We start from the raw sequence: 23,786 nt of genomic DNA on the forward strand, positions 1-23,786 counted from the left end.
CTCTACGACGATCCGAGGCCGGTCACCGCAGGCGCCAGCACACTCGTCACCACCCCGTCGGGCCAGCGCAGTCGCACGCCGGGTTCGGCTGTCAGCACACCACATTCGGCACTCACCACGCCGGCGGGCAACTCGACAGTCGACTGCTGGCCGGCGGTCAGCATCCCGTAGCCGGGGAAGCAGGTCAGCCAGTCCCCCACCGACGCCTGCGTGGGCCGCGGCACAGCGGCGACGTCGATCTGCGCACCGGTGCCACAGGCCTCGGCCATCATCCCGAGGGTGCCCGCAATGCCGGCCATGCTGACATCCTTGGCCGCCTTGGGCGCCGCATCCGCCACCAGCGACGTCATCGCGACCAACTCCGTACTACCGCGCGAGCTGGTCGAATCCCACTGCCTGCCATGATATCCCGATCGCCACCGGCCGGTGATGTCGGTAGTCAACCGCACCGGGTCACCGACGGATCCACCACCGGCCCGCACGGGCGCACCCGTTCGGCCCAGCGCGGTCACCGACAGCGCCGCGGGCACACCGAGTTGGGTGTGCCCGCCCAGAACCGGCACCTGCCAGGCCGCCGCGGCCCGTGCGACGCCGGCGATCACCCGATCCAGGATCTGTCGCGTGGGGGCTCCGACGGCGTCGAGCAGACCCACCGGGGTGGCTCCCATGGCGGTCAGGTCGTTGACGTTGACCAGCACCGCGCACCAGCCGGCCCATTCGGGATCGCGCTCCACCATCGACGGCACGATCGCGTCGCACGCCGCGATGAGGTCACTACCCGGTACCGGCACTCCGTCGTCACCGACGAACCCGGCCGGCCCCAAGCCCCCGGGAACGGTCCGCAGCGGTGCCAGACTGCCGCCGAGGAAGGACTTCGTTGCGGTGGCGGCCCGTTGGATGGGGTCCATCGGCCAGCGCACCCACGCATGCTCCTGCCCGGCCACCAGACGGGTACCAAGGAGGTTCCAGCCCAGGTGAGCGAACAGTCGCGCATAGCGCTGCTGCACGGTCGCCTCGAAGCGCAGCACGCCCGCCGTCTCGACGTAGGCGCAGGCGGCTCGCACCAGCGCGGGCCCGACACCGCTGGCGCGCACAGCCCGGTCGACCACCAGACGGCTGCCGGTCCACCAGCCGATGTCGGTGGCCATCCCACAATGGTGGGCCGGGGCCAGTCGCACGCCGCCGAGGATGTTCCCATCGGCAGTGGTGGCCACCAGCACCACGGTGCGCGGGTCGTCGTCGAGGTCGTCGCGGTCGGTACCGGCGAACAACCCTTGTTCGGCGACGAACTCCTCGCGCCGCAGCCGCCGGTAGGCGGCCAGCTCTGCGGCGTTTGAGACGGGATTGATCAGAAACGGCGCCTCGGTGCGCGGGGTTCCGCACAGGATGGACAGCCCGACGGGTGCATGAGTGCTGGCGGTGAACGGGATCATCAGGCCCCCAGATTCTGCAGAACGCTGCAGGCTCCGCACGCGGCGCAGCCGGCCCGCTGGTCGGCACCAGTCATTCCCGCCGACTGCAACAGCAGCGCCACCTCACGGCTGACTTTCTCGACCACACCGGCCTCCGGTGCGCGGGCACCGTCGACGTCGACGGCCAGTGAGCCGGCTTGGGGACGGAACGGGACGACAAACGGGTAGACGCCCATGGTGATGAGTTCGGCTGCGCCGGCGATCAATTCCTCGGGATCCTCGCCGAGGCCGACGAGCAGGTAGGTGGATACCCGGTTGCGGCCGAACACCCGAACGGCCTCCTGCCATGCCTGGCGGTAACGCTCCACGGTGACCGTGGCTTTGCCGGGCATCCAGCGCTTGCGTACCTTTTCGTCGAGGGATTCGATGTGAATGCCGATGGCGTCGGCGCCGGCCTCGCGCAGGTCGGTCAGCACGGACAGGTCGGCCGGGGGTTCGCACTGCACCTGGATGGGCAGCGACGGGACGGCAGCCTTGACCGCTCGGACGCAGCGGGCCAGGTGGCGGGCTCCGCGGTCGCTGCCGGCGGAGGTGCCGGTGGTCATCACCATCTGGGTCACGCCGTCCAACCGGACCGCGGCGGCGGCCACCTCGGCCAGTTCGGCTGGTCGTTTGACGGCGGTGGTGGCGCCGGAGCGCAGCGATTCCTCGATGGTGCAGAAACGACAGCGCTGGTCTTCGGCGTAGCGGATGCAGGTCTGCACCACGGTGGTGGCCAGGACATCGCGACCGTGCAACCGGGCCAGCTTTTCGTAGGCAACGCCGTCGGCGGTGGTCAGGTCGTAGAAGCGGGGCCGGTGCACCACTTCGACGTCCAGACCGGTGTCCTCGCCGTCGAGGATCACCCGGGTGCTGTCGAAGACGAAGGGACTGTCCGGGTTTCGCGGAATCGCGGCGCTGAGACCATCGATCACCAGGTGGCCGTCGACGCTGGGGCCGGCGCCTGCTGTGCGGGTGACCGGCGGGGCACCGCGGAAACCCAACAGTGCCAGATCTACTCGGGTGGATACAGACATCTGCGGACCTCTCACACGATGGATGGAATCGGTGCGCGGAAGGCACTGCGGCGGACCTTGCCTGCGGAGTTACGTAGCGGATTGCGGGTCAGTGCGATATGGGTCGGTACTTCGTGGGCGGCGAGCTGAGACCGCACCGCCGACAACAGGGTGGCGGGGTCGATGTCAGCGTCGGCGATGTCCACCACGGCGCACACCTGTCCGTCCTCGGAGCCGTACACGACCGCGTCACGCACGCTGGCATGGGTGTGCAGTGCATGCTCGATGCGGGCGGGATACACCGGATTCCCTTTGTGGTGGAAGACATCTGCGGCACGGTCCATCAGGAACAGGTAGCCCTCGTCATCGAGGAAACCGAGATCACCCAGGGTGTCCCAGCCCTGCGGTGTTCGTCGTGAGACGCCGCCGAGATAGGTGTACGCGGGCTGCTCCCCGCGGCGCATCCAGACCTGCCCGATCTCGCCGGTGGCGGCATCTGTTCCGTCGTCGCGCCGGATGCGCACGACGGTGCCTCCGATGGGGGTGCCGACGCTGCCGGGCTTACGGAGCCAGTCGGCGCCGCTGATCATGGTCAGGCCGTTGGATTCACTGCCGGCGTAGACCTCGACCACCCGGTGGGGCCCCAACCAATCCAGCAGTGCCCGCTTGTCCACCGGCGCACACGGGGCACCGAGGTGCAGCAGCGTCCGCAGCGACGGCAGGTCACTGTGCCGGGCACCGCGCAACACCCGACGGATAGTGCTGGGTGCCAGCATGGTCCAGGTGACGCGGTGAGTGTCCACCAGGTCGGCGAACCAGCGCTCGTCGAAGCGGTCGGTGAGCACCAGCCGGTGGCCGGTCAGCAGACCGCGCATGGCGTAGGTGAACTGCGCGGAGTGCCACAGTGGTGCGGTCACCAACTGAACCGCCCGAAGCGGCAGGAATGGCGCCACCTGCTGGTGCGGGTTCACCAATGCCGGGGCGGCGGCCTGGACGATCTTCGCCGTGCCGGTGCTGCCGGAGGTGGTGGTGGCCTTCCAGCTGTCGGCCCAGGCATCGGGCAGTGGCGCTGCGGACTCCGCGGCGCCTGCCGAGGCAGGTAGCCACGGAATTGCCGCGCTCATCGCGGGCCTGCCGATCACCAGTGCCGGCCGGGCCAACGCTTCGAGGTGGGAGCGGGTGTCCGGCGGCAGCTCGGGCGACACGGGGTTGGGCGTGGCCCCGAGCTTCCAGATCGCCGCGCATGCCACCACGAAGTCCACGGTGTTGCTCAAGACCACCGACACGATGCTGTTGTGCTGCACTCCGGCAGCCCGGTAGGCACGGGCACGCCGGTTGCTCTCGGCGTCCAGCTCAGCAGCGCTGCAGGTGATTCCGTGGTGGTCGTCGACCAGCACGATATCCGTGGGCTGCTCCTTCGCCCGCGCCGCGAGAACGCGGGCGAAGGACTGGCGATCACCGGACGCCATGGGGTCAGCTTCCGACAGCGAGCCGCAACACCGACTCGTGGTAGCCGCTGATGATGGTGGCTGCGATGTGGGACGCGTCGCGGTCGATGCCCAGGAAACGGCCCGATCCCCAGGTGTGCATCCACGGCAGTCCGATGAAGCTCAGGCCCGGCACCGCGGTGACACCGCGGGTCTGCATGGGCCGGCCACCTCCGTCGAACGCGCTGGCCTCGATCCACCGGTAGTCCGGCCGGTATCCGATGGCCCAGACGATGCTGGTGACTCCTTCGGCATCGAGATCCAAAGTGGTGGCTTCGGTTTCGGGTTCCCACACCGGCTCGTAGCGGGTGGCCTCAGGAGCCTCGATACCTTCACGCTCGATATAGGTGTCGATGTCCGAGCAGATCGAGTTGTACACCGAATCGGCATAATCCAGCGCGCTGCGCAGCGTCGGCTCGAACTGCAGCGTGCTGTCCTTGCCGTCGGCAAGCGCACCGTAGAGCTTCATGCCCTCGGCCGCAAACTGCCGCAGATCCACGTCGCGGCCGCCGTCGCGACCGGTGACGTAGTGGTTGGTCTTCTCGATGGCCGCTTTTCCACCCGGATACTGCTGTGCCGCACGGTCATACAGTCCCATATCGGACAACCAGGTCATGCAGTCGCGGCCACGGTAGAAGCGGGCCACCCGCGGTGCGTTGCCCACCGCCAGGTGCACCTGACGACCGGCCAGGTGCAGGTCTTCGGCGATCTGCGCCCCGGACTGGCCGGTGCCCACCACCAGGACCGCGCCGTCGGGCAGTTGCTCGGGGTTTCGGTACTGCTCGGAGTGGATCTGCGTGACGCCGGTGTCCAGGGATCCTGCGAAGGCCGGCGTGACGGGAAGCGGGTAGCCGCCGGTGGCGACCACGGCGTTCTCGCACGTGAGACTCTCGATCCCCGATGGGGTTTCGAGCGTGAGGGCAAACCCACCCTCAGGGCGCTGCGCCAGCTTGGTGACGCGGGTGTGAGTGCGCAGCGGCGCATCGAAGGTCTGCAGCCAGCCCTCCAGCCAGGCCACCACTTCGTCGCGGGTCATGAACCCGTCGGGGTCCGGTCCGGCGTAGGTGTAGCCGGGCAACTTGCAGTGCCAGTTCGGGGTCACCAGGGTGAAGTTGTCCCAGCGACTATCGGTCCACGCGTGCACCGGGGTGTGTGCCTCGAGCACCACGTGCTCGATGCGGGCGCGGCTCAGATACCAACTGACCGACAACCCGGCCTGTCCGCCGCCGATGATCGCCACCGGCACGTGTGTGCCTGTCATGATCTCTCCAGTTCGGGTTGCATGGCAATGATCGTGATCTCTTCGTCGGCGGCAAATCGGCTGGCGGAGAGGGTGATTTCTTCGGTGGTGGCTGCGGCCGAGGTGCAGGCGAAGCCGTACTTCGCGCGCACCCGGTCACTGGCCTGCTGCAGTGCGCTGCTGGCACGATCCACCAGATCGCCGACGGTGTACCGCTGCCCGGTGGTCAGGAAGTCGTGCATCACCAGGCTCGGCGAATAGCACGATTGAGTGGAGCCGTCGGGCCAGCGGATGTCGAACGTCATCTCAGGCATGCGCCAACTCCGCCCACTTCATGGCGTCGGCGTCGGTCAGCGGGCCGTAGACGTCCGGCCTGCGGTCACGCAAATGGAACATGCCTGCCCGCATGGTGCGGAAGGTCTCGTCGACGTCCACTTCGGCAACCGCCATACCGCTTCCCAGCAGGGTGGTGGCCAGGATGTTGCCACCCGGGTCCACCACTTTGGAGTTCCCGACGTAACGCAGCGACCCGAAGGTGCCGCTCTGGTTGGCGGCCACCCAGAACACCTGGTTGTCGAGGGCCCGAGCGATGTCGAACTGGTTGAACCGGTAGGTCCAGCGATCGTCCTGCAGGTTCTCCGCGGTGGCGGTGCGCGCCGCCGGCCACGCCGACAGGCTGGCGATGATCTGAGCGCCGTCGAGTGCCATCATGCGGGCAGCCTCGGGGAACGCCTTGTCGTAGCAGATCTGCAGGCCGATCCGGCCCGCCGGGGTGTCATAGACGTCGTAGCGGCTGCCCGCCGAGTACGACATGCTCTCCCCCAGCGGCTGGTGCACCTTGCGGTAGACACCGTAGATGTTGCCGCCGTCGAGCAATGCTGCTGCGTTGTAGCGTGTTTCGCCATCATCGGCCAGTTCGCAGAATCCGATGGCGACCACCAGGTCACCGGCCAGGTGCTGCACCCGTTTGATCTCGGGCCCGTCGATCCGGATGGCCGGCGGCAGTGATCGGGTGGTGGTCTTGACCGTGTCGCCGTGGTTACCCAATGACGACAGGTATCCGCCGATAGCCGCCTCCGGCAGCGCCAGGAAGTCGACACCGCGTTCGCGCGCCTCGTCGGCCAGCGACGCGATCAGGGCGTAGTTCTGGTCCAGGTCTCTGGTGAAGTTCGCGGAAACCGCTGCGAGAGTGGTCATCGTGAACTCACACCATGTAAGTGGAGTTGATGATGGCGCCCTTGCGGGCGTAGTAGATGAGGGCGTCCTGGACGTCCAGCGGATGCGCCGGGATGACGCCCTCGATCAGGTCCTCTTCGCGGCCGCCGTGCAACGCAAGCCCGAAGCGGCAGGCGAACACCGTGCCGCCCTCGGAGATGAAGGTGGCCAGCGCGTCGTTGATGTTCTGCTCGCCGGGGAAACCCGAGTCACCGGTGGTGGGGAATCCTCGGGTGGCCAGGCAGTTGATGGCGCCGGGGCCGTAGAAGTAGATGGCGGACTCAAATCCCTTGCGCAGGGCGCGAGTTGCCTGCAGGACGGCGACGAAGCTGACCGACGACTCGTGGGCGATGCCGTGCACCAGGGTGAAGTAGCTCTCGCCCTCTTCGGCCTGGTAGTCCGGGAAGATCTTGGTGCCGCCGTAGATGTTGCTGCCCTTGGGCAGCGACGGGTGCGGGATCTCGGCGAGCGAGGTGGCGATGTTCTCGGCGATGGATGCGTCAAATGCCATGGGGGACTCCGTTTTTCAGGGGATTTCGGTGTTGGCGAGCGGCATTGCCCGCCGGTGTGAGGATTTCAGCCGTTCAACTTCGGCTGACACCAATTACAGGCCCGCACTATTTCCTTTTGGTTATCGATGGAAGACGTCTGCGTTGCCGGATGCTCTCCTGGCGTAATGCGGCCGTAACGCAGCCGCTTGTGCACAGCCGGTCACTGCATGGCGGAAACTCGGCCGGAAACCCGCCACAGAGTGACTGGGTGTTACGCCTCTGCGTTCAGGGAGCCAGCAACCCCATCCGCTGCGCGGTCTCGGTCCCCGGCACCGCGTGGTAGAGGTGCAGGTGTTGACCACCGGAGTCCGGGATGGGCAGCCGGGTGCGCCGCAGACGTAGCTCGCCGACCACGGGATGGCGCATGTGGCTCTCGCCCGCCGGCCGGTAGCCGACGTCGGCGCGGTGCCACAGCGTCCGGAATCGTGGGCTCAGCTCGCACATTTCCTGCACCAGGTCATCGAGTCGCGGATCTCTGGCCTCACCACCGGCCACCTGCCGCAACCCGCCGACCACGCCTGCGGTGACGTCTTCCCAGTCGACGTGCAGCAGTCGGTCGGCGGGGTCGAGGAACAGTTGCCGCAGCACGTTGGTACCGGCCACGTAGTTCGGTGACAGCGCGCGGGCCAGAGCATTGGAGGCCAGGCAGTCGACGCAGCGGCCCACCACCACGGCGGGAACGCCCAGCTGGTCGATGAGGCTCAAGACGTCGGCGGACACCACCTCGGCGCCGTCGTAGACCGGTTGGTTCTCGCGAGCCAGCTGATGCAGGTGCGCGGTCCCGGCGTCGTCGAGCCGCAACGCGCGGGCCAGGGCGTCGAGGATCTGGTCGGAGGGGTTGGCATTGCGGCCCTGCTCGATGCGCAGGTAGTAGTCGGCGCTGATCCCGGCGAGAGCAGCCAGCTCCTCGCGGCGCAGCCCGTCGACTCGGCGACGCGGACCAGGCACCAGGCCCACGTCTTGCGGCCGGATCTGGCCGCGCCGAAGTCGCAGGTACTCGCCGAGCGAACTCACCATCTGAGCATAAGGGTGGGTTTGCCAGTACCCAGGATCGATCAGGTGTACCCACCGCGGCCGGACCGCGACGAACCTGGAGTCATGACAACAACACTCATCACCGGCGCCAACAAAGGCCTTGGTTACGAAACCGCCCGCCGCCTCATCGCGGTGGGCCACACCGTGTATCTCGGAGCGCGCGACCCGCAGAAGGGCCAGGCTGCCGCCGACCGCCTCGGTGCCCGCTTCGTCCACCTCGACATCACCGACGACGCGTCCGTCGACGCGGCCGCCAGGACCATCACCGAGCTGGACGTCCTGGTGAACAATGCCGGCATCGAGGAGCGCACACACGACGGTGGATTCGTCCCCACCGCCGACGTCACCGCCGACTCGTTGCGAACATCATTCGACACCAACGTCTTCGGCACGGTCCGGGTGATCCACGCCTTCCTACCGCTGCTGGCGAAGTCCAGCACACCGGTGATGGTCAACGTCAGCAGCGGCCTGGGGCTGCCCCGGGTGCTCATCGACCCCGCCTCTCCCGCACACTTCTACCCCGGCGTGGCCTACCCCGCCAGCAAAGCGGCCCTGAACATGATCACCGTGCAGTACGCCAAGGCCTTCCCCGACATCCGGATCAACGCCGTCGAACCCGGCTTCACCAAGACCGACCTCAACCACAACACCGGCACCCAGACCGTCGAGGAGGGCGCCGAGGTGATCGTGCGGATGGCACAGATTGGCAGCGACGGCCCCACCGGCGGATTCTTCCACTCCAGCGGTGCGCTGGACTGGTAGGAGCAAAATGGATCCATGCACCCCACCGACCCCTGTCCGTGCGGCAGTGGAGAAGCCTTCGGGTCCTGCTGCCAGCCCATTCACCACGGTGAGCTCGCCCAGACCGCGGAAGCCCTGATGCGCTCGCGCTACAGCGCCTACGCGGTGGGCAACCTCGACTACATCTGGGCGACGTGGGATCCGGGCACCCGGCCGGTGGGCACCATGCCCGACGCGGTGCTCCCGTGGGTGGGGCTGGAGATCGTCGATACCGTGGCAGGCGGCCCCGAGGACGACGAGGGCGTGATCGAGTACCGGGCGTTCTACCGCGACGGTGAGGGCTCGTCCGTGCTGCACGAACGCTCCCGCTTCACCCGCCGGGCCGGGCGCTGGTTCTACGTCGACGGCGACCTGTACGAATGATCACCGACGGGCTGGGCGCAGGTGGGGCGCCCCGGGGAACTCACACGCTGTTTCCACTCCTTTAACGCGCCGCCACCTGCGCAATGAGGCACTGTGTCGACCCCTCAGGGCAGAATGTAGGCCGCCTGAGAGGGAAGGACCAGCAGCAGTGAGCTACAACGCCGCAGACATCACCGAGCTCGATGATGTCCAGCACACCCGCCTGCGGCCGGCGGTCAACCTCGGTCTCGACGTGCTCAACACGGCACTGCGCGAGATTGTCGACAACGCCATCGAAGAGGTCGCCGTACCGAGCCACGGTGGGGCGCACGTCACCATCACCCTGCATGCGGACGGGTCGGTGAGTGTCGCCGACGACGGCCGCGGCCTGCCTGTGGACTCCGACCCGATCACCGGGAAGAACGGCATCGTCAAGACGCTGGGTACCGCGCGCGCCGGCGGTAAGTTCTCCGAACATGCCGACGCTGCCAGTACGGGCGCGGGACTGAACGGAATCGGTGCTGCCGCAGCGGTTTTCATCTCAGCACGTACCGATGTGACCGTGCAACGGGCCGGAAAGACCTATCTGCAGAGCTTCGGGCGCGGCTACCCGGGTCAGTTCGAGGGCACAGAGTTCGACCCGGAGGCCCCGTTCACCCGCTCCGACACGCAGAAACTGCGTGGTGTGGGCAACCGCAAGCCGAACGCGCACGGCACCACGGTGCGCATCCTGTTCGACACCGCCGTGGTGCCGGATTCCAGCCTCGACATCGGTGAGGTGCTGCTGCGGGCCCATGCCGCCGCACGCATGTCGCCCGGCGTGCACCTCGAGGTCATCGACGACGGTTGGCCCGGCGACGAGATCGCACCTGCACTGCTCGAACCATTCACCGGCCCATGGGGCAGCGACACCCTGCTCGACCTCATGTGTACCGCCGCCGGCACGCCTGCACCCGGGGTGCGGGCCGTCGTGGAGGGCCGCGGCGAGTACACCACCGGTCGCGGCCCCACTCCGTTCCGGTGGTCACTGACCGCCGGGCCGGCCGAACCGGCCACCGTGGCCGCCTTCTGCAACACCGTGCGCACCCCCGGTGGCGGGTCCCATCTCAACGCGGCGATGAAGGGACTGTCCGAAGCGCTGGCCGACCGCGCGTCCCGCATCCGCGACCTGGGGTTGGCCAAGGGTGAGGACGGACCGGAACCGCAGGATTTCGCCGCGGTCACCGCACTCGCCGTTGACACCCGCGCCCCCGATGTCGCCTGGGATTCCCAGGCCAAGACCGCGGTGTCCTCGCGGTCACTGAACGTGGCGATGGCTCCTGACGTGGCGCGCAGCGTCACCATCTGGGCGGCCAACCCGAGCAACGGCGACGCCGTGACGCTGTGGACCAAGCTGGCGCTGGAGTCAGCGCGGGCCCGGCGCAGCGCCGAGGGTGCCAAGGCCCGCTCGCGTGCGGCGTCCAAAGCCAAGGGCCTGGGCACCAATCTGTCGCTGCCGCCCAAGCTCCTGCCCAGCCGTGAGACCGGCCGCGGGTCGGGCGCCGAGCTGTTCCTCTGCGAGGGCGACTCGGCGCTGGGCACCATCAAAGCCGCACGTGATGCCACGTTCCAGGCTGCTTTCCCACTGAAAGGCAAGCCGCCCAACGTCTATGGGTTCACGGTGAGCAAGGCACGGGTCAAGGACGAGTTCGATTCGATCGAACGCATCCTGGGCTGCGGCCTGCGCGACAGCTGCGACCCCGAACTGTGCCGGTATGACCGGATCCTGTTCGCCTCCGACGCCGACCCCGACGGCGGCAACATCAACTCCAGCCTCATCTCGATGTTCCTGGACTTCTACCGGCCACTGGTGGAGGCGGGCATGGTCTACGTGACGCTGCCGCCGCTGTTCGTGGTCAAGGACGGCAATGAGCGGATCTACTGCCAGGACGAGTCCGAGCGGGACGCCGCCGTGGCACAGTTGAAGTCCAGGTCCAAGCGCAAGGTCGAGGTGCAGCGCAACAAGGGTCTCGGTGAGATGGACGCCGACGATTTCTGGAACACCGTGCTGGATCCGCAGCGGCGCACCGTGATTCGAGTACACCCCGATGACGGCGAAGCGAAGCTGCACCACACGCTGTTCGGCGGGCCGCCGGAAGGCAGGCGCACGTGGATGGCCGATGTGGCCGCCCGTATCGACACCGCCGCTCTTGACCTCACCTAGGACCTCACCATGACTGCAATCATCGAGCAGAACCCGGACCTGGTGCTTGACCAGAGTGCCGACGACTACTGGAACCACTACCAGCTGACCTTCGCGCTCTACAGCGTCAGTGACCGTGCCATCCCCTCGGCGTTCGACGGGCTCAAGCCGGGCCAGCGTCGCCTGCTCTACCAGATGCATGACTCCGGCCTGCAACCCGGGAACAAGCCGCAGAAGTCCTCCAAGATCTGCTCGGCTGTCACCGGCAATCTGCACCCGCACGGCGGTGCGTCGATGTACGGGGCGGCAGCGCTGATGGCCGCCGAGTTCCAGCGCGTGAAAGTCATTGACGGACAAGGTGCTTTTCCCCGGATCCAGGGTGACATCCCGGCCGCCGACCGCTACACCGAAATGCGGCTGTCCGCCCCGGGTGCCGCGCTGACCGCCGAGCTCAACGACCACGCCGTGCCAATGGTGGCGACCTTCGACGGCGAGTGGATGGAGCCGACGATGCTGCCCGCCCAGTGGCCGGTGCTGTTGTGCAATGGCGCCGTGGGCATCGCCGAAGGCTGGGCCACCAAGGTGCCCGCACACAATCCGCGTGAGATCATGGCCGCCTGCCGGGCGCTGTTGAAGACCCCGAACATGACCGACGACCGGTTGCTGAAGCTCATCCCCGGTCCCGACTGGGGCTGCGGAGCAACCGTCGTCGGCACCGCTGGACTGCGCGAGTACATCACCACGGGCCGCGGCCAACTCACGGTTCGCGGCACCGTCTCCGTCGACGGCAAGAACTGCATCATCACCGAGCTTCCTCCCGGTGTCGCGAGTAACACTGTGCAGGACAGGATCCGGGCCCTGGTCGAGTCCGGCGAGATGTCGGGTGTGGCGGACATGTCGGACCTCACCGACCGCCGCAACGGCCTGCGCATCGTGGTCACCGCCAAACGTGGCCACAGTGCCGAGCAGATCCGCGACCAACTGCTGGCCCTGACCCCCCTGGAGTCGACGTTCGCCGCCAGCCTGGTGGCCCTCGACGAGAACCGGGTGCCGCGCTGGTGGAACGTTCGCGAACTGATCGGCGCCTTCCTGCACCTGCGCGATTCGGTGGTGCTGCACCGTAGCGAGTACCGACTGGACAAGGTCACCGCGCGACGGCATCTGGTGTCCGGTTTGATGCTGATCCACCTGGATATCGACACCGCTGTCGCGATCATTCGCAACTCCGACACCGTCGACGACGCCCGCCGGGGTTTGCAAGATCATTTCAACATTGATGAAGAGCAGGCCAATTACGTTCTGGCGCTGCAGCTTCGCCGGCTGACGAAGCTGGACGTCATCGAGCTGCAGGCCGAAGCGGACAAGCTGGATGCCGAGTTCGCCGAGCTCACCGAGCTGGTGTCCAATCCGGACGCCCGCCGCGCGGTGATCGACCACGAACTGGTGGAAACCGCAAAGCTGTTCAAGAGCCCGGAGTTCGACCGCCGCACAGTGCTGGACCTCGACGCCACCCCGGTGACCTCAGGCACCGACGAGGACGGCGCACGTGAGCGCAAGGTCAACACGTCCTGGCGTCTCGATGACCGCGGGGTGTTCTCCGACAGCCACGGCGACCTGCTCAGTTCCGGTCTGGGCTGGGCGGTGTGGACCGACGGCCGGATCAAGTTCACCAACGGCAACGGGTTGCCATTCAAGACCCGCGACATCCCGGTGGCCCCGGACATCACCGGGCTGCTGCGCTCGGGGGTGCTGGCCGAGGGCTATCACCTGGCGCTGGTGACCCGGCGCGGCAAGATCCTGCGCATCGATCCTGCGGCGGTCAATCCGCAAGGTGTGGCGGGCAACGGTGTCGCAGGCATCAAGCTGGCAGGTGACGGCGACGAGGTCATCGCGGCGCTGCCGGTCAGCTGCGGCAATGGCGAGGCCATTCTGTCGAACTCCGAAAAGGCCTGGAAGGTAACCGAAGTCGCCGATATCCCGGTCAAGGGCCGCGGTGGCGCCGGGGTGGGGTTCCACCCATTCGTCAATGGCGAAGACGCACTACTGTCGGCTCAAATCTCGGCGACGGGCTTCGTGCGGGGCGGCAAGCCCGTGCGGGCCGAGAAGCGGGCGAAGCCATCGGTGAAGAGCGCGGGCACAGGCATCACACCAGCGTCGTAATTTGTCGGTGGTCTCTGTTTTGATGTTGGTATGTCCACTGAAACAACGTCTTTCGCCGCTGATGGGGTAAGCCCCACGCAGCGGATGGAGGCGTTGTTCGAGGAACTGGCCGAACTGTCGGGCCCCGCAATGCCATCGACGGGCGCATCGTCGACTACACCCACGACCACACCAAGGAATCCGACACCGACCGCCAATACCTACTCTGTGATGCCACCGGCGAAGTGTGGTTCCAACGCAACAGCCACCCCCTGGGCGCCGGACGCGCCACCCGCACCATCAGCCGTCGCCTGCGCCGCGCTCTGGAGCACCACGACCACCGCACCTGCGTCATCCCCGGCTGCGGCGCCACCCGCGGACTGCACGCCCACCATCTACAACACTGGGAGGACGCTGCGACTGGTGTTGGTACACCCCATACCAACCACCACCAACAGCGGCCTAGCGCGACTCCAGCCACGCGAAGAACTCGTCAGCGGAGAACACCGCCTTGCCGTAATCCAGCGCCTTGCGCGCCTTTCCGGACTGAGTACCTTCTTCGGCGGTGACCAGGACCTCACAGCGGGTTTTGGTCACCGTCTTCACCGGTACCAACCCGGACGCCGCGGCCAACTGCTCCATCCGCTCGCGTGGCACCTCCCGGCCGGAAGCGTCCAATGCTGTTCCGGTGAAACAGATCCGGGCCCCGGGTTCCAGCACAGCCGCGATGTCGTCACCGGCATCGGTGAGCATCGCGGCATCCACCACCTCGACACCCAGCAGCTTCTCCGCCTCCCGTAGGCGGGCCAGTACGGCGTCGGTCAAGCGCACCCGTGAAGCGGCGCAGCGTAATTGGTAGGCGGCGGTGTGCCGGGCGGCGGCCAGCCACGGCGTGCTGTCCAGTTCGGGGGCCGAGTCGGTGAGCAGCACCTGGCTGACCCCACGGGACACTTCCAGCAGCGCTGTCAACGCGGGCAGTGTCACCGACGCCGGCGTCGGCACGTCGTGGTCTCGAGTCAACAGATGCCCGAACGCCACATCCGGATCGGGCTCGTCGAATGGCGTCGACGCAGCAGTGCTCCCGGTGAACGCGGCCAGTACCGACCGAGCCCGCTGCAGCGCCGTCGCGCCGGAGACACGATGGCGCAGTTCGACTCCCAGCGGCATCACGGTGACGTGCCCCAACCTCTTCAACTCGAAGTCCAGCAACCCCAGCGTCTCGTCGATACCGGGGCCCACCGGCGTGCAGCCGGCGAGCATGGGAGCCAGCACACCCCAGGCCTCAGCCAGGGTAGGGGCCAGTAGCACGTCGGCAACGCTGATCCCGTAAGCAGCTCTGGCGTCGGCCAGGTCGCGCTGCGGGTTGATCACCGAACTGATGGCGGTTCCGTCGTCAAAAGCCACCGCGAGCTCGACGGGCCGGGGCCGCGACATCCGCCCCTCGTCGCCGACGGTCAGCATGCCGATTGCGCAGAAACGGCGGGGACGCTGGTCCACCACAGAGCCGTGCAGGAAGCGGGCGATGCGCCGGTCGGTCTTGAGGTCGTTGGCCAGCACAGGCCGCTTGAGCACAAGGCCTTTCATGGACGTGGCGCGGCTCAACGCGACGTACAGCTGACCGGTGGAGAACATGCCGCCGGTCAGGTCGACGATCAGCCGCTCCAGCGTCTGGCCCTGGCTCTTGTGGATCGTGATGGCCCACGCCAGTTTGAACGGCAGCTGCGTAAAGGTACCCACCACCTCGTGGCGTAACGATCCCCCGTCCACCACCGGCCGGGTGGCCTCCCAGCTGAACACGCCGACCTCGGCGTCGGTACCGTCGGTGAAGTCGACTGTGACACTGAGTTCCTTTCGGTCCCAGTGGATCTCACTGATCCGACCCAGAGTGCCGTTGACCCAACGGCCCATCTGGTCGTTGTTGAGCATCATCACCTGGGCGCCCACTTTGAACCGCAGCACCTCGTCGGCAGGCGCGTCGAACAGACTGAGGTCGCCGTGTTGTGCGGCTCGGGAAGTGAACTCGTCACCGTCCAGCAGCTCAAGGCGTTGCCGATTGCGGGCCGTAACCAACCGGTTCGTCGGCGCCAGCGTCAGCCAGAACTCGTCGTCAGGTGGCACAAAATCCGGGTCGGTGCGCGCATTGAGCTGTTCCTGCGCATGCCCGAGCAGCAAACCCTCGCGGATCTCGTTGAGGATGGCAGCCATTCGGTCGTCGCCGAGCTGACGGAATACGGTGGTCAGCGCCACCGTCGGGAACTCGGCGCGATCGAAGCTGTCGGCGGAGAAGAAGTACGGTGTCTCATACCGGGTGGCGAAGAACGTCGCCTCACCCTCTTTGACCACCGGCGGCAGCTGGTACAGGTCACCGACGAGCACGATCTGCACGCCGCCGAACGGGGTGCCGGGCGCGGGCCCGAATCGGCTCAGTGCGGCAGCCAGCATGTCGAACAGATCAGCCCGCACCATCGACGCCTCATCGATGATCAGGGTGTCCAGCGCGCCCAGTGTCTTGGTGAACCGGCCCGGCCGGTAGCTGCCGGTGCGGACATCCTCCAGGGTGGTGGTAGCGGTGAACCCGAACAGCCGGTGCACGGTGTAGCCGTCCACGTTCAGAGCCGCGATGCCGGTCGGCGCCACCACCACGACATTCTTCGGCGTGGAGGCCATGAACCGCCGGATCAGTGTCGACTTACCGGTGCCCGCCTTACCTGTCAGGAACAGATGCCTGCCGCCACCGAGAAGTTCCAGCGCCACCCGGAACTCGTCGGTGAGGACGTATTCCCCAGCCGGTCGCCGAGGCGGCGAGGGACGAGCCGGGGAGAGCGGGCCGGCTGCATCCACCCCAGCCGGTCGCCGAGGCGGCGAGGGACGAGCCGGGGAGAGCGGGCCGGCTGCATCCACCCCAGCCGGTCGCCGAGGCGGCGAGGGACGAGCCGCCGAGAGCGGGCCGGCTGCATCCGTCTCACGCACCGCGAGTGTCGATGACCTGTTTGGCGATGTCGACGAGCTTGACGTTCTCGGACTGGGACAGTTCACGCAGCATCTCGAAGGCGCGCACCGCGTCGACGTTGTAGCGCTCCATGATGATGCCCTTGGCCTGGCCGATCAGATCACGGCTGGACAGCGCCGACTGCAGTTGCTCTTCCTGACGGCTGGCGACGATGGCGGCCGCGGCGTGGGCCGCCAGCACCGACCCGATGGCCTCGGCCTCGGCGTCGAATGCCTTGACCTGGGAGGAGAAGATGTTCAGCGCGCCGGCGTTGCGCTGCGCGGTGTACAGCTTGAACGACAGGGCGCTGCGGATGCCGATATCGACCACCAGCTTCGAATACTCCGGCCAGCGGACCTCTTGCTCGAAGTCGTCGGTCCGCACGATCAGATCATCGATGGCGGCTTCCACACACGGGCCCTGACCAGTGCTGATCTGCATCGCATCCAGCTTGTACATCAGGTCGTCGGTGGGTACCAGGGTTTCGTACTTGCCACCCTTGCCCAGCAGCAGCAGGCCGGCGTACTCGGCACCGGGCACCAGCTCCAGCACTGCGTCGGTGACCCCCCGCAACACGTCGTCTATCGCGACGGGTACCGCCACTTCGCGGGCCAGTGCCGCCATGCGCACCGCCAAGTCATGTTTCGACTCAACCGTCATCCGCACACTTTCCCACAACCGGGCGCCTGCGGAGTAATACCGTCGCGACGATGAGGGGCATTTGACTCCTCGGGGGGCTACCGGAGCGTCTTCACCCGGCTCACCGCGCGACCCGCCGGGCTTTGAGCAGGGAGTCCACCACGGCCCACACCGAGCAGGCCACCGCAGCCGCCGCGGCGCCCGCGCCGATGTAGAGGCCGTAGGCAGCGACTATCGGCGCCGCGACGTGCAGGCGGTAGTAGGCCGCCGTCAGCGCGGCGATCAACACCGAGATCGTCAGTGCCGCCGCCGCGGCGGTACGCGGCGAGAACCCGCGCGCGGCCATGGCCCCGGCCACCAGCAGGGTCGACGCCAGCAGTGCGATCAGTTGGCCGGCCCCGAATCCGGAGCTGAGCTGCACACTGCCCACCGAGCCCCCGACGGCGTTGGCGCGTCCGCCGCCGTCGGCGCTGGTGGTGATCCACGGCAGCCACACGCTGACGGCCAGGATGATGGCGCAGAGCGTCACCAACCAACCGGGGCGGGGGCTTGGCATGCACCGACCCTATCTGTCTTCGATGACCCTTTCACTCACGCAACCCGGCCCCGCCATGGTCAGTGTCCGGTCCAGATCCAGCCTGCTCAGGAAGCCGTCGTCGTGGCTGACCACGATCAGCGCCCCCCGGTAGCTACGCAGCGCGTCCACCAACTGTTCGACGCTCGTGAGGTCCAGGTTGTTGGTGGGTTCGTCGAGGATGACCAGCTGCGGCGGCGGTTCGGCGAGTAGCAGCCGGGCCAGTGCGACACGGAACCGCTCGCCACCCGACAGGGTTCCGACGCTGCGATAGACGCTGTCGCCGCGCAGCAGGAACCGGGCCAGCTGCCCGCGGATACGTTCCGGGCTCGCATCGGGAGCGGCGGCACACACGGTGTCGAGCACTGCTGCGTTGTCGTCGAGTCCGTCGATACGCTGCGGCAGGTAGCCCACCCGGTCGGTCCGCAGTCCGTCGGAGCGCAGCAGCGCCTCCAGGAACGTCGTCTTCCCGGCACCGTTGGGTCCCACCAGCGCCACCCGCTCCGGGCCGCGCACGACGACAGGGCGCCGTAGTCCGGGCAATTCGGCGATCACACGCGACTGCGCCACCCCGGGGTCGGGCAACTCGACGCGGATGTGTTCATCGTCGCGAACCCGGGCGGTGGCGGCCTCGGCGACCTTCCGCGCGGCCTCGATGCGGTCGTCGTGGTTGCCGCGCAACTTGCCCGCCGACACCTGCGCGGCCATCTTCCTGCCTCCTGCCACGATCTTGGGCACCCGCTTCTCGGCGTAGGCCTTCTTCGCGGCACGGCTGCGCCGTGCGAGTGTGGTCTCGGCCTCGATGCGCTGGAGTTTCTCGGCCTTGAGGGCCTGTTCGGCGGTGCGCGCCGCCTGCGCTGCGGCCGCCTGCTCGGCATCCAGGTGTTCCCGCCACTGCGAGTACGGGCCGCCGAACACCGTCAGCGCGTTGCCGTACAGCTCGGCTGTGTTGTCCATCTGATCCAGCAGAGTCACGTCGTGACTGACGATCACCAGGGCACCGGGCCAGCCGGAAAGGCTGTCCGACAGCGCCGCCCGGGTCTCGCGGTCCAGGTTGTTGGTCGGCTCGTCGAGCAGAGTGACCGCCGCACGGCGCAGCCGCAAGCCGGTGATGGCCACCAACATCGCCTCCCCACCGGACAAGGTGCCCACCCGTCGATCCAGATCGATTGCCGTCAACCCGATTTCGTCGAGTTCGGCACGGGCTCTGGCTTCGATGTCCCAGTCGTCGCCGACTGTGTCGAAGTGAGACTCGTCGGTGTCGCCGGATTCGATGGCAGCCAGAGCGGCCATGGTGTCGGAGATGCCCAAGAGTTGGGCCACCGTCGCATCGGTCGCCAGCAAGAGGCCCTGCGACAGGTAGGCGACGTCGCCACTGGTGGTGATGCTGCCTTCGGTGGGCTGCAGTTCGCCGGCGATCAGGCGCAGCAGGGTGGACTTGCCGGATCCGTTGGTTCCGACAAGTCCGGTGCGGCCGGGGCCGAAGGCGGCAGTGATTCCCGACAGCGCGACCGAGCCGTCAGGCCAGGTGAATCCCAAGGTGGAAAGGACCACGCTTGTGAGATGGGTTGATGACATAGGTACTCCGGTGCAGGTCCGACAGAAGGCGTGCAGAACCGGAGTTGTTGATCATGGCCGCCACGGTAGCCAACGGCTTTCGGACCGGGCAACCGAATATTGGTGGCTGGGTACTGTGAGCCCCATGACCGATCTCCCGGACTGGGCACGGCAACTGGACCTCGCGCCGCATCCGGAAGGGGGCTGGTTCCGCGAGACGTGGCGCAGTGAGCTCACCATCGGCCCGACGGCGCTGCCGCCGGACTACACCGGGCCCCGCAGCGCCGGGACGGCCATCCTGTTCCTCTTGATGCCAGGACAGCAATCCGCGTGGCACACCGTGCGCAGCGCGGAGCTGTGGCTCCACCACCGCGGCGGGCCGCTGATGCTGGAAATCGGCACCGAACAGTCCAGCGCCACAACACATCTGCTGGGCAGCGACATCACTGCCGGCGAAAGCCCGCAGGTACTCGTGCCGCCGGGGCACTGGCAGCGCGCCAAACCTCGCGATGACGAGCCCTGCCTGGTGAGCTGTGTGGTGGTGCCCGGGTTCGACTTCGCGGACTTCGCGCTGCACGCGCCCTGATCTCCGGTAGCCCGGCCGGCTCGTCTCTCACCGCATCGGCGACCGGCCTGATCTACTGCAGCCCGGCCCTGCCTCCCCGGCTCGTCCCTCACCGCATCGGCGACCGGCCTGATCTACTGCAGCCCGGCCCTGCCTCCCCGGCTCGTCCCTCACCGCATCGGCGACCGGCCTGATCTACTGCAGCCCGGCCCTGCCTCCCCGGCTCGTCCCTCACCGCATCGGCGACCGGCCTGATCTACTGCAGCCCGGCCCTGCCTCCCCGGCTCGTCCCTCACCGCATCGGCGACCGGCCTAACTGAGCAGCTTCACCGCCGCCGCCACCAGGTCGGCGTTGCCTTCAGCAACAGACCCGTCGGGCAGTTTCAGCGTGTCCTCCATGCCGATGCGGGTCGCCACATTGCGCACACCGGCATGCTCGAGCAGCGGCCAGCAGCTGTCGTTGAGGCCGTGCAACAAGATCTGCGCGGGCGAATTGGCCGAGCGCACCAGATCCAACAGCTCGTCGGCCAGGTCGGCGTCGTCCTCGTCTTGCAACTCGATCATCACCCGCAGACACTTCGCAGCGAGGTCGGAGGCAGCCCATGACCTGGCGGCCTCCGCGTGGAAGATGCCCACCTCGATGCCCATGCCCCTGGACAGGATCAACTCCCCCAGCTCGGGTGACCCGGGCTCATGCCAGTTCAGCGACGTGAAATCCGGGAGCACTTCCCAAGCCGAAACCGCGTCCCAGCGCTGCTGGGCATCGGGCAGCGCCCAGTACCCGGTGGTGACGCCCAGTGGCATCGCGGGCAGCACGCCACGCACCGCGGACACCGCCGCGGCCACCGTCTCCGGAAGCAGCGAGTCCTTACCGTCGGCGCCCTTGGGGTGCATGTGCACAGCCTGGGCGCCTTCTCGGACCGACTCCACCGCGGCGGCCGCCAGCTGCTCGGCGGTCACCGGCAGGCTGGCGTGTTGGTCGGGGGTGCGTGCACCGTTGATGGCTGCCTGGACGAAAATCTTCGGACCACTCATGGGTCCATCTTTGCCGACTACTGCGGTGACGACAGATTGAACGTCGCACCCGTGGGATCCGCCACAGCGGCAAGCCTGCCGTACGGGGTGTCCTCAGCGGCGCGCAGAATGGTCCCGCCGTTGTCGGTGATGAGCGCGCAGGTGGCGTCGACGTCGTCGGCGGCCAGGAACACCGCCCAGTCCGCAGCCGTCCCGAACGACGCGCCGTCCATCACACCGAAGCCCGGCTCACCACCGAAAATAGCGTTCGTATAACGGAATTCGGGAGTGTCGGCCTCCACCTTCGTGGTGATGCCGAACACCGTCGTGTAGAAGTCCAGGGCCCGCTGGTAATCGGTGGCGGTCAGCTGGAACCAGGCCGGGCTACCCGCGGTGCCGGTGGCCTCGAAGCCGCCGTGCCCGCCCGGCTGCCACAACCCGGTCAGTGCGCCGGTGGCATCGTTGAAGATCGCCATGGTGCCTTTGGCGGGGATCTCCATCGCACCACTGCAGGACTGGCCACCTGCGGCGGTGATCTTCTGCAGCGTCTCCTCGATGTCGGGGGTGTGCAGGTAGGTGGTCCAGCCGTCCGGGGCGTTCCACTGCGGGTTGTTGGGCATCAGGCCGGCGACGACCTTGCCGTCCTTGGCGGCGGTGAGGTAACCACCGTACTCAGGGCCCGCCGCGGTGAAGGTCCAGCCGAACACTCTGTTGTAGAACGTCTGTGCCCCGGCCAGGTCGGAGGTGGCCAGGTCAATCCAGGTGGGCGCTCCCGCATGTTGTGTCATATCGGTACCGACCGCGGTGGTGGGAAAAACTCATCGCAGGCCGAGCACGCGCAGCGCGTTCTCCTTGTACACCAGATCCGCAGTCGAGGGGTCGAGGTCCAGTGACTCGAAGTCACGCCGCCAGCGCTCGAGTGTGATGTAGGGAAAATCGGTGCCGAACAACACCTTGGTCTTGAGCTGTCGCGTGATCGCTTTCACCAATTGCGGCGGGAAGTACTTCGGCGAATAGCCGGACAGATCCAGGTAGACGTTGGCCTTGTGCGCGGCGATGGCGATCTGGGCGTCCACCCAGGGCACCGCGGGATGGGCCATCACGATGGTCAGCTCCGGGAAATCTGCGGCCACGTCGTCGAGCAACATGGGATCTGAGTAGCGCAGCTTGATGCCATGCCCGCCCGGCAGTCCCGAACCCATTCCCGTCTGCCCGGTGTGGAACAGCGCGGGCAGCCCGGCCTCGGTGATGGCCTCGTAGATGCCGTAGAAACGGCGGCTGTTCGGTTCGAAGGCCTGCATGCTGGGGTGGAACTTGAAGCCGCGCACCCCGAGCGCGACGAGTTCGGTGACCCGCTGCACCGCGCCCGGATTCCACGGGTCGACGCTGCCGAACGGGATCAGCACGTCGTTGTGTCGGGCTGCGCCGGCGACCAGATCTTCAACGGAATTGGGCCGATGCCCCATCGCTGTCTCGGCGTCGACGGTGAACACCACCGCCGCGGTGTTCTGGCTGCGATAGAGCCGCGCCAGATCGTCGACGGTCGCGGCTGCGGTGTCGCCCATCTTGAAGTAGGCGCGGGTGGCCTCGACCAGTTCGTCGTCGTACGCCGAGTGGCCGTGGCAGTCGATTTCGACGTGGGTGTGGATGTCGATGGCGGCGACGGCGGCGAAATCGACTGCGCAGCTGTAGGTCACGCTTTCTGCGGCTTTGCGTCCTTGAGTACGAGCTTGGGCAGCAGCACGGTGGCCACCGCCGTCACCAACCAGACCACCACGGTGGCCGCGATCCAGGAACCGACGCCGCGGATGGCCAACCCGTTGCTGAACAGCGTCGCCAGGAACAGCGCGGCGAAGGTGGTGAGCAGCCCGATTCCGCCCAGCAAGGCCGAGGCATACCGGTCAGCGAGCTTGGTGAACAGCGGAGCCAGCACCGCCTGGGCCACGGCGAAGATCACGACGGCCGCGATGAACCCCACGATCGACAGGGAAACACCTCGCACCAGCCACGCCGCCACCAGCAGCCCAAGTGCCGCCGAGCCCAGAAACACCCCGAGGCGCAACAGGAATCGAGTCATGCGCTGAGCATAGTGAGACTGCTCACCAATCGGCGCTCATTCGCATCTCACCGGTCGGGGCGGCCTGCGCGATCTCCGCGACCAGACGTCCGGCGGTGTCGAACCAGTCCACCGGGACGACGTCGACCGGCGGCCAGTCGGTGGGCACACGCAGCACCAACATGGGCCAGCGGGCGTGGCGCTGAGGATGATCCGCGGCGGCGGCTGCGGTGAGTGCGGCGATCTCGTCGAGCGCGACATACAGCGCCGCGGCGAAACAACGGTGCAATTCCTGGGTGTCGTGCGGGCAGACGCCCGAGCCGATCTCGATGGGTTCCCACCCGCGTTGGCGGAACTCCGCACGCACCTCATCCCGGCTCATCGTGGGCTGGTACAGGATGGGCAGCACCGCGCCGTCGACCCGGGGATCGTGCAGCGAGCGAGCCTGCCACGCGGTGACGGCCTCGTCCTCGTCCACCAGCGCGGCAACTGTCAGTCCCGGCTCGTCCAGCGCCATGCCCACCGCGTAGGCCAGTGCATAGGAGCGGCCACCGACGCTGGCGAAGCCGCCGGTGGGCGGGTCGCCCGCGCGGGTTCCTTCCAGTCGCGCCACCGCCTCGAGTGCGGCCATGCCGTCACGCACACCGAGCACGAAACCGAACCGTTGTTGCCTGCGCACGATCATCCGGTTCAGGTGCGCGTAGGTCAGGGTCACCGCGGCCACCCCCGGGCGGTTGCCGCCCGGAAGCCCGGAGGCGACGTGGTTGGCCGCCCGCCACCAGGAGTCGACCCGCTCGAGCGTCGTACGGGTCTGCGGAAGGCTGAGGCGGTAGCGTTCGAACAGATCGGTCATGCAACGAGACTGCCCTGGTCAGCACGACCGTTCCAGTGTGCTCGGGACACCGTTGCGTAGGACTTAAGTCCCTACTTGTT

Annotated in this window: 22 protein-coding genes and 2 pseudogenes; 6 read left to right on the forward strand and 18 right to left on the reverse strand. The window is 67.4% G+C overall.

Annotated elements, in window-relative coordinates; translation table 11 throughout:
- Positions 1-2 precede the first annotated feature (2 nt).
- The 8 genes from BVC93_RS07015 to BVC93_RS07050 form a co-directional block, all read right to left on the reverse strand.
- Positions 3-1,433 (reverse strand): MSMEG_0567/sll0787 family protein, encoded by a 1,431-nt coding sequence (locus BVC93_RS07015; RefSeq protein ID WP_083736532.1) that lies wholly within the window; start codon positions 1,431-1,433, stop codon positions 3-5.
- Positions 1,433-2,488, reverse strand: coding sequence for an MSMEG_0568 family radical SAM protein (locus BVC93_RS07020; protein WP_083736533.1), 1,056 nt, complete (start codon positions 2,486-2,488; stop codon positions 1,433-1,435). The genes BVC93_RS07015 and BVC93_RS07020 overlap by 1 nt, the downstream gene beginning before the upstream one ends.
- 11 nt (positions 2,489-2,499) lie before the next feature.
- Entirely contained in the window at positions 2,500-3,936 is a 1,437-nt protein-coding gene (locus tag BVC93_RS07025) for an AMP-binding protein (RefSeq protein WP_083736534.1), read from the reverse strand.
- 4 nt (positions 3,937-3,940) lie between these two features.
- Complete coding sequence (locus tag BVC93_RS07030) at positions 3,941-5,215, reverse strand: MSMEG_0569 family flavin-dependent oxidoreductase (RefSeq protein ID WP_083736535.1); 1,275 nt, start codon at positions 5,213-5,215, stop codon at positions 3,941-3,943.
- Entirely contained in the window at positions 5,212-5,508 is a 297-nt protein-coding gene (locus tag BVC93_RS07035; RefSeq protein ID WP_083736536.1) for an MSMEG_0570 family nitrogen starvation response protein, read from the reverse strand. Before BVC93_RS07035 ends, BVC93_RS07030 begins: the two co-directional genes overlap by 4 nt.
- Positions 5,501-6,391 carry a carbon-nitrogen hydrolase family protein gene (locus BVC93_RS07040; protein ID WP_083736537.1) on the reverse strand — a complete coding sequence of 297 codons (891 nt, stop codon included), beginning with the start codon at positions 6,389-6,391 and terminating at the stop codon, positions 5,501-5,503. Before BVC93_RS07040 ends, BVC93_RS07035 begins: the two co-directional genes overlap by 8 nt.
- 7 nt (positions 6,392-6,398) lie before the next feature.
- A complete protein-coding gene (locus BVC93_RS07045; protein ID WP_083736538.1) occupies positions 6,399-6,920 on the reverse strand; it encodes an MSMEG_0572/Sll0783 family nitrogen starvation response protein in 522 nt (173 codons plus the stop codon).
- 265 nt (positions 6,921-7,185) lie between these two features.
- Complete coding sequence (locus tag BVC93_RS07050; protein ID WP_083736539.1) at positions 7,186-7,977, reverse strand: helix-turn-helix domain-containing protein; 792 nt, start codon at positions 7,975-7,977, stop codon at positions 7,186-7,188.
- An 81-nt stretch (positions 7,978-8,058) separates the two neighbouring features.
- Between BVC93_RS07050 and BVC93_RS07055 the strand changes: the two genes are divergently transcribed.
- The 5 genes and pseudogenes from BVC93_RS07055 to BVC93_RS33885 all read left to right on the forward strand — a co-directional run.
- Entirely contained in the window at positions 8,059-8,757 is a 699-nt protein-coding gene (locus BVC93_RS07055; protein WP_083740871.1) for an SDR family NAD(P)-dependent oxidoreductase, read from the forward strand.
- 15 nt (positions 8,758-8,772) lie between these two features.
- Positions 8,773-9,159 (forward strand): YchJ family protein, encoded by a 387-nt coding sequence (locus BVC93_RS07060; RefSeq protein WP_083736540.1) that lies wholly within the window; start codon positions 8,773-8,775, stop codon positions 9,157-9,159.
- Between the two features lie 148 nt (positions 9,160-9,307).
- Positions 9,308-11,341 carry a toprim domain-containing protein gene (locus tag BVC93_RS07065; RefSeq protein WP_083736541.1) on the forward strand — a complete coding sequence of 678 codons (2,034 nt, stop codon included), beginning with the start codon at positions 9,308-9,310 and terminating at the stop codon, positions 11,339-11,341.
- A 9-nt stretch (positions 11,342-11,350) separates the two neighbouring features.
- Positions 11,351-13,480, forward strand: coding sequence for a DNA gyrase subunit A (locus BVC93_RS07070; RefSeq protein WP_083736542.1), 2,130 nt, complete (start codon positions 11,351-11,353; stop codon positions 13,478-13,480).
- 179 nt (positions 13,481-13,659) lie between these two features.
- Positions 13,660-13,872: pseudogene (locus tag BVC93_RS33885) on the forward strand (DUF222 domain-containing protein); the annotation flags it as partial.
- 49 nt (positions 13,873-13,921) lie between these two features.
- Here the strand turns inward: BVC93_RS33885 and BVC93_RS07080 are convergent.
- The 5 genes and pseudogenes from BVC93_RS07080 to BVC93_RS34715 form a co-directional block, all read right to left on the reverse strand.
- Complete coding sequence (locus BVC93_RS07080; protein WP_083736544.1) at positions 13,922-16,300, reverse strand: AAA family ATPase; 2,379 nt, start codon at positions 16,298-16,300, stop codon at positions 13,922-13,924.
- Positions 16,301-16,421: 121 nt separating this feature from the next.
- Positions 16,422-17,108 carry an ANTAR domain-containing protein gene (locus tag BVC93_RS07085; protein ID WP_083736545.1) on the reverse strand — a complete coding sequence of 229 codons (687 nt, stop codon included), beginning with the start codon at positions 17,106-17,108 and terminating at the stop codon, positions 16,422-16,424.
- Between the two features lie 100 nt (positions 17,109-17,208).
- Entirely contained in the window at positions 17,209-17,643 is a 435-nt protein-coding gene (locus BVC93_RS07090) for a hypothetical protein (protein WP_083736546.1), read from the reverse strand.
- A gap of 9 nt (positions 17,644-17,652) precedes the next feature.
- Positions 17,653-18,786 (reverse strand): ATP-binding cassette domain-containing protein, encoded by a 1,134-nt coding sequence (locus BVC93_RS07095; RefSeq protein ID WP_442929073.1) that lies wholly within the window; start codon positions 18,784-18,786, stop codon positions 17,653-17,655.
- A pseudogene (locus tag BVC93_RS34715) lies at positions 18,778-19,134 on the reverse strand (ATP-binding cassette domain-containing protein); the annotation flags it as partial. The gene BVC93_RS07095 and the pseudogene BVC93_RS34715, both read right to left, overlap by 9 nt.
- 229 nt (positions 19,135-19,363) lie before the next feature.
- On the opposite strand from BVC93_RS34715, the gene BVC93_RS07100 reads away from it, so the two are divergent.
- Complete coding sequence (locus BVC93_RS07100) at positions 19,364-19,804, forward strand: cupin domain-containing protein (protein WP_083736548.1); 441 nt, start codon at positions 19,364-19,366, stop codon at positions 19,802-19,804.
- Between the two features lie 291 nt (positions 19,805-20,095).
- Here the strand turns inward: BVC93_RS07100 and BVC93_RS07105 are convergent, their stop codons facing one another.
- The 5 genes from BVC93_RS07105 to BVC93_RS07125 are packed head-to-tail and all read right to left on the reverse strand — an operon-like array spanning position 20,096 to position 23,706.
- Positions 20,096-20,818 carry a 3-keto-5-aminohexanoate cleavage protein gene (locus BVC93_RS07105; protein ID WP_083736549.1) on the reverse strand — a complete coding sequence of 241 codons (723 nt, stop codon included), beginning with the start codon at positions 20,816-20,818 and terminating at the stop codon, positions 20,096-20,098.
- A 17-nt stretch (positions 20,819-20,835) separates the two neighbouring features.
- Entirely contained in the window at positions 20,836-21,585 is a 750-nt protein-coding gene (locus tag BVC93_RS07110) for a VOC family protein (RefSeq protein ID WP_083736550.1), read from the reverse strand.
- A 30-nt stretch (positions 21,586-21,615) separates the two neighbouring features.
- Positions 21,616-22,494 (reverse strand): amidohydrolase family protein, encoded by an 879-nt coding sequence (locus BVC93_RS07115; protein WP_083736551.1) that lies wholly within the window; start codon positions 22,492-22,494, stop codon positions 21,616-21,618.
- Positions 22,491-22,874 carry a phage holin family protein gene (locus tag BVC93_RS07120; protein ID WP_083736552.1) on the reverse strand — a complete coding sequence of 128 codons (384 nt, stop codon included), beginning with the start codon at positions 22,872-22,874 and terminating at the stop codon, positions 22,491-22,493. The genes BVC93_RS07115 and BVC93_RS07120 overlap by 4 nt, the downstream gene beginning before the upstream one ends.
- A 22-nt stretch (positions 22,875-22,896) precedes the next feature.
- Positions 22,897-23,706, reverse strand: coding sequence for a hypothetical protein (locus BVC93_RS07125; protein WP_083736553.1), 810 nt, complete (start codon positions 23,704-23,706; stop codon positions 22,897-22,899).
- Between the last annotated feature and the right edge of the window lie 80 nt (positions 23,707-23,786).

The sequence above is a fragment of the Mycobacterium sp. MS1601 genome (assembly GCF_001984215.1).
Classification (GTDB): Bacteria; Actinomycetota; Actinomycetes; order Mycobacteriales; family Mycobacteriaceae; genus Mycobacterium.

What these genes read in the sequence shown, in the direction of transcription:
- BVC93_RS07015 (WP_083736532.1), bottom strand. Translation starts at nt 1,433, where the DNA reads ATGATCCCGTTCACCGCCAGCACTCATGCACCCGTCGGGCTGTCCATC.
- BVC93_RS07020 (WP_083736533.1), bottom strand. Translation starts at nt 2,488, where the DNA reads ATGTCTGTATCCACCCGAGTAGATCTGGCACTGTTGGGTTTCCGCGGT.
- BVC93_RS07025 (WP_083736534.1), bottom strand. Translation starts at nt 3,936, where the DNA reads ATGGCGTCCGGTGATCGCCAGTCCTTCGCCCGCGTTCTCGCGGCGCGG.
- BVC93_RS07030 (WP_083736535.1), bottom strand. Translation starts at nt 5,215, where the DNA reads ATGACAGGCACACACGTGCCGGTGGCGATCATCGGCGGCGGACAGGCC.
- BVC93_RS07035 (WP_083736536.1), bottom strand. Translation starts at nt 5,508, where the DNA reads ATGCCTGAGATGACGTTCGACATCCGCTGGCCCGACGGCTCCACTCAA.
- BVC93_RS07040 (WP_083736537.1), bottom strand. Translation starts at nt 6,391, where the DNA reads ATGACCACTCTCGCAGCGGTTTCCGCGAACTTCACCAGAGACCTGGAC.
- BVC93_RS07045 (WP_083736538.1), bottom strand. Translation starts at nt 6,920, where the DNA reads ATGGCATTTGACGCATCCATCGCCGAGAACATCGCCACCTCGCTCGCC.
- BVC93_RS07050 (WP_083736539.1), bottom strand. Translation starts at nt 7,977, where the DNA reads ATGGTGAGTTCGCTCGGCGAGTACCTGCGACTTCGGCGCGGCCAGATC.
- BVC93_RS07055 (WP_083740871.1), top strand. Translation starts at nt 8,059, where the DNA reads ATGACAACAACACTCATCACCGGCGCCAACAAAGGCCTTGGTTACGAA.
- BVC93_RS07060 (WP_083736540.1), top strand. Translation starts at nt 8,773, where the DNA reads ATGCACCCCACCGACCCCTGTCCGTGCGGCAGTGGAGAAGCCTTCGGG.
- BVC93_RS07070 (WP_083736542.1), top strand. Translation starts at nt 11,351, where the DNA reads ATGACTGCAATCATCGAGCAGAACCCGGACCTGGTGCTTGACCAGAGT.
- BVC93_RS07085 (WP_083736545.1), bottom strand. Translation starts at nt 17,108, where the DNA reads ATGACGGTTGAGTCGAAACATGACTTGGCGGTGCGCATGGCGGCACTG.
- BVC93_RS07090 (WP_083736546.1), bottom strand. Translation starts at nt 17,643, where the DNA reads ATGCCAAGCCCCCGCCCCGGTTGGTTGGTGACGCTCTGCGCCATCATC.
- BVC93_RS07095 (WP_442929073.1), bottom strand. Translation starts at nt 18,786, where the DNA reads ATGTTGGTGGCCATCACCGGCTTGCGGCTGCGCCGTGCGGCGGTCACT.
- BVC93_RS07100 (WP_083736548.1), top strand. Translation starts at nt 19,364, where the DNA reads ATGACCGATCTCCCGGACTGGGCACGGCAACTGGACCTCGCGCCGCAT.
- BVC93_RS07105 (WP_083736549.1), bottom strand. Translation starts at nt 20,818, where the DNA reads ATGAGTGGTCCGAAGATTTTCGTCCAGGCAGCCATCAACGGTGCACGC.
- BVC93_RS07110 (WP_083736550.1), bottom strand. Translation starts at nt 21,585, where the DNA reads ATGACACAACATGCGGGAGCGCCCACCTGGATTGACCTGGCCACCTCC.
- BVC93_RS07120 (WP_083736552.1), bottom strand. Translation starts at nt 22,874, where the DNA reads ATGACTCGATTCCTGTTGCGCCTCGGGGTGTTTCTGGGCTCGGCGGCA.
- BVC93_RS07125 (WP_083736553.1), bottom strand. Translation starts at nt 23,706, where the DNA reads ATGACCGATCTGTTCGAACGCTACCGCCTCAGCCTTCCGCAGACCCGT.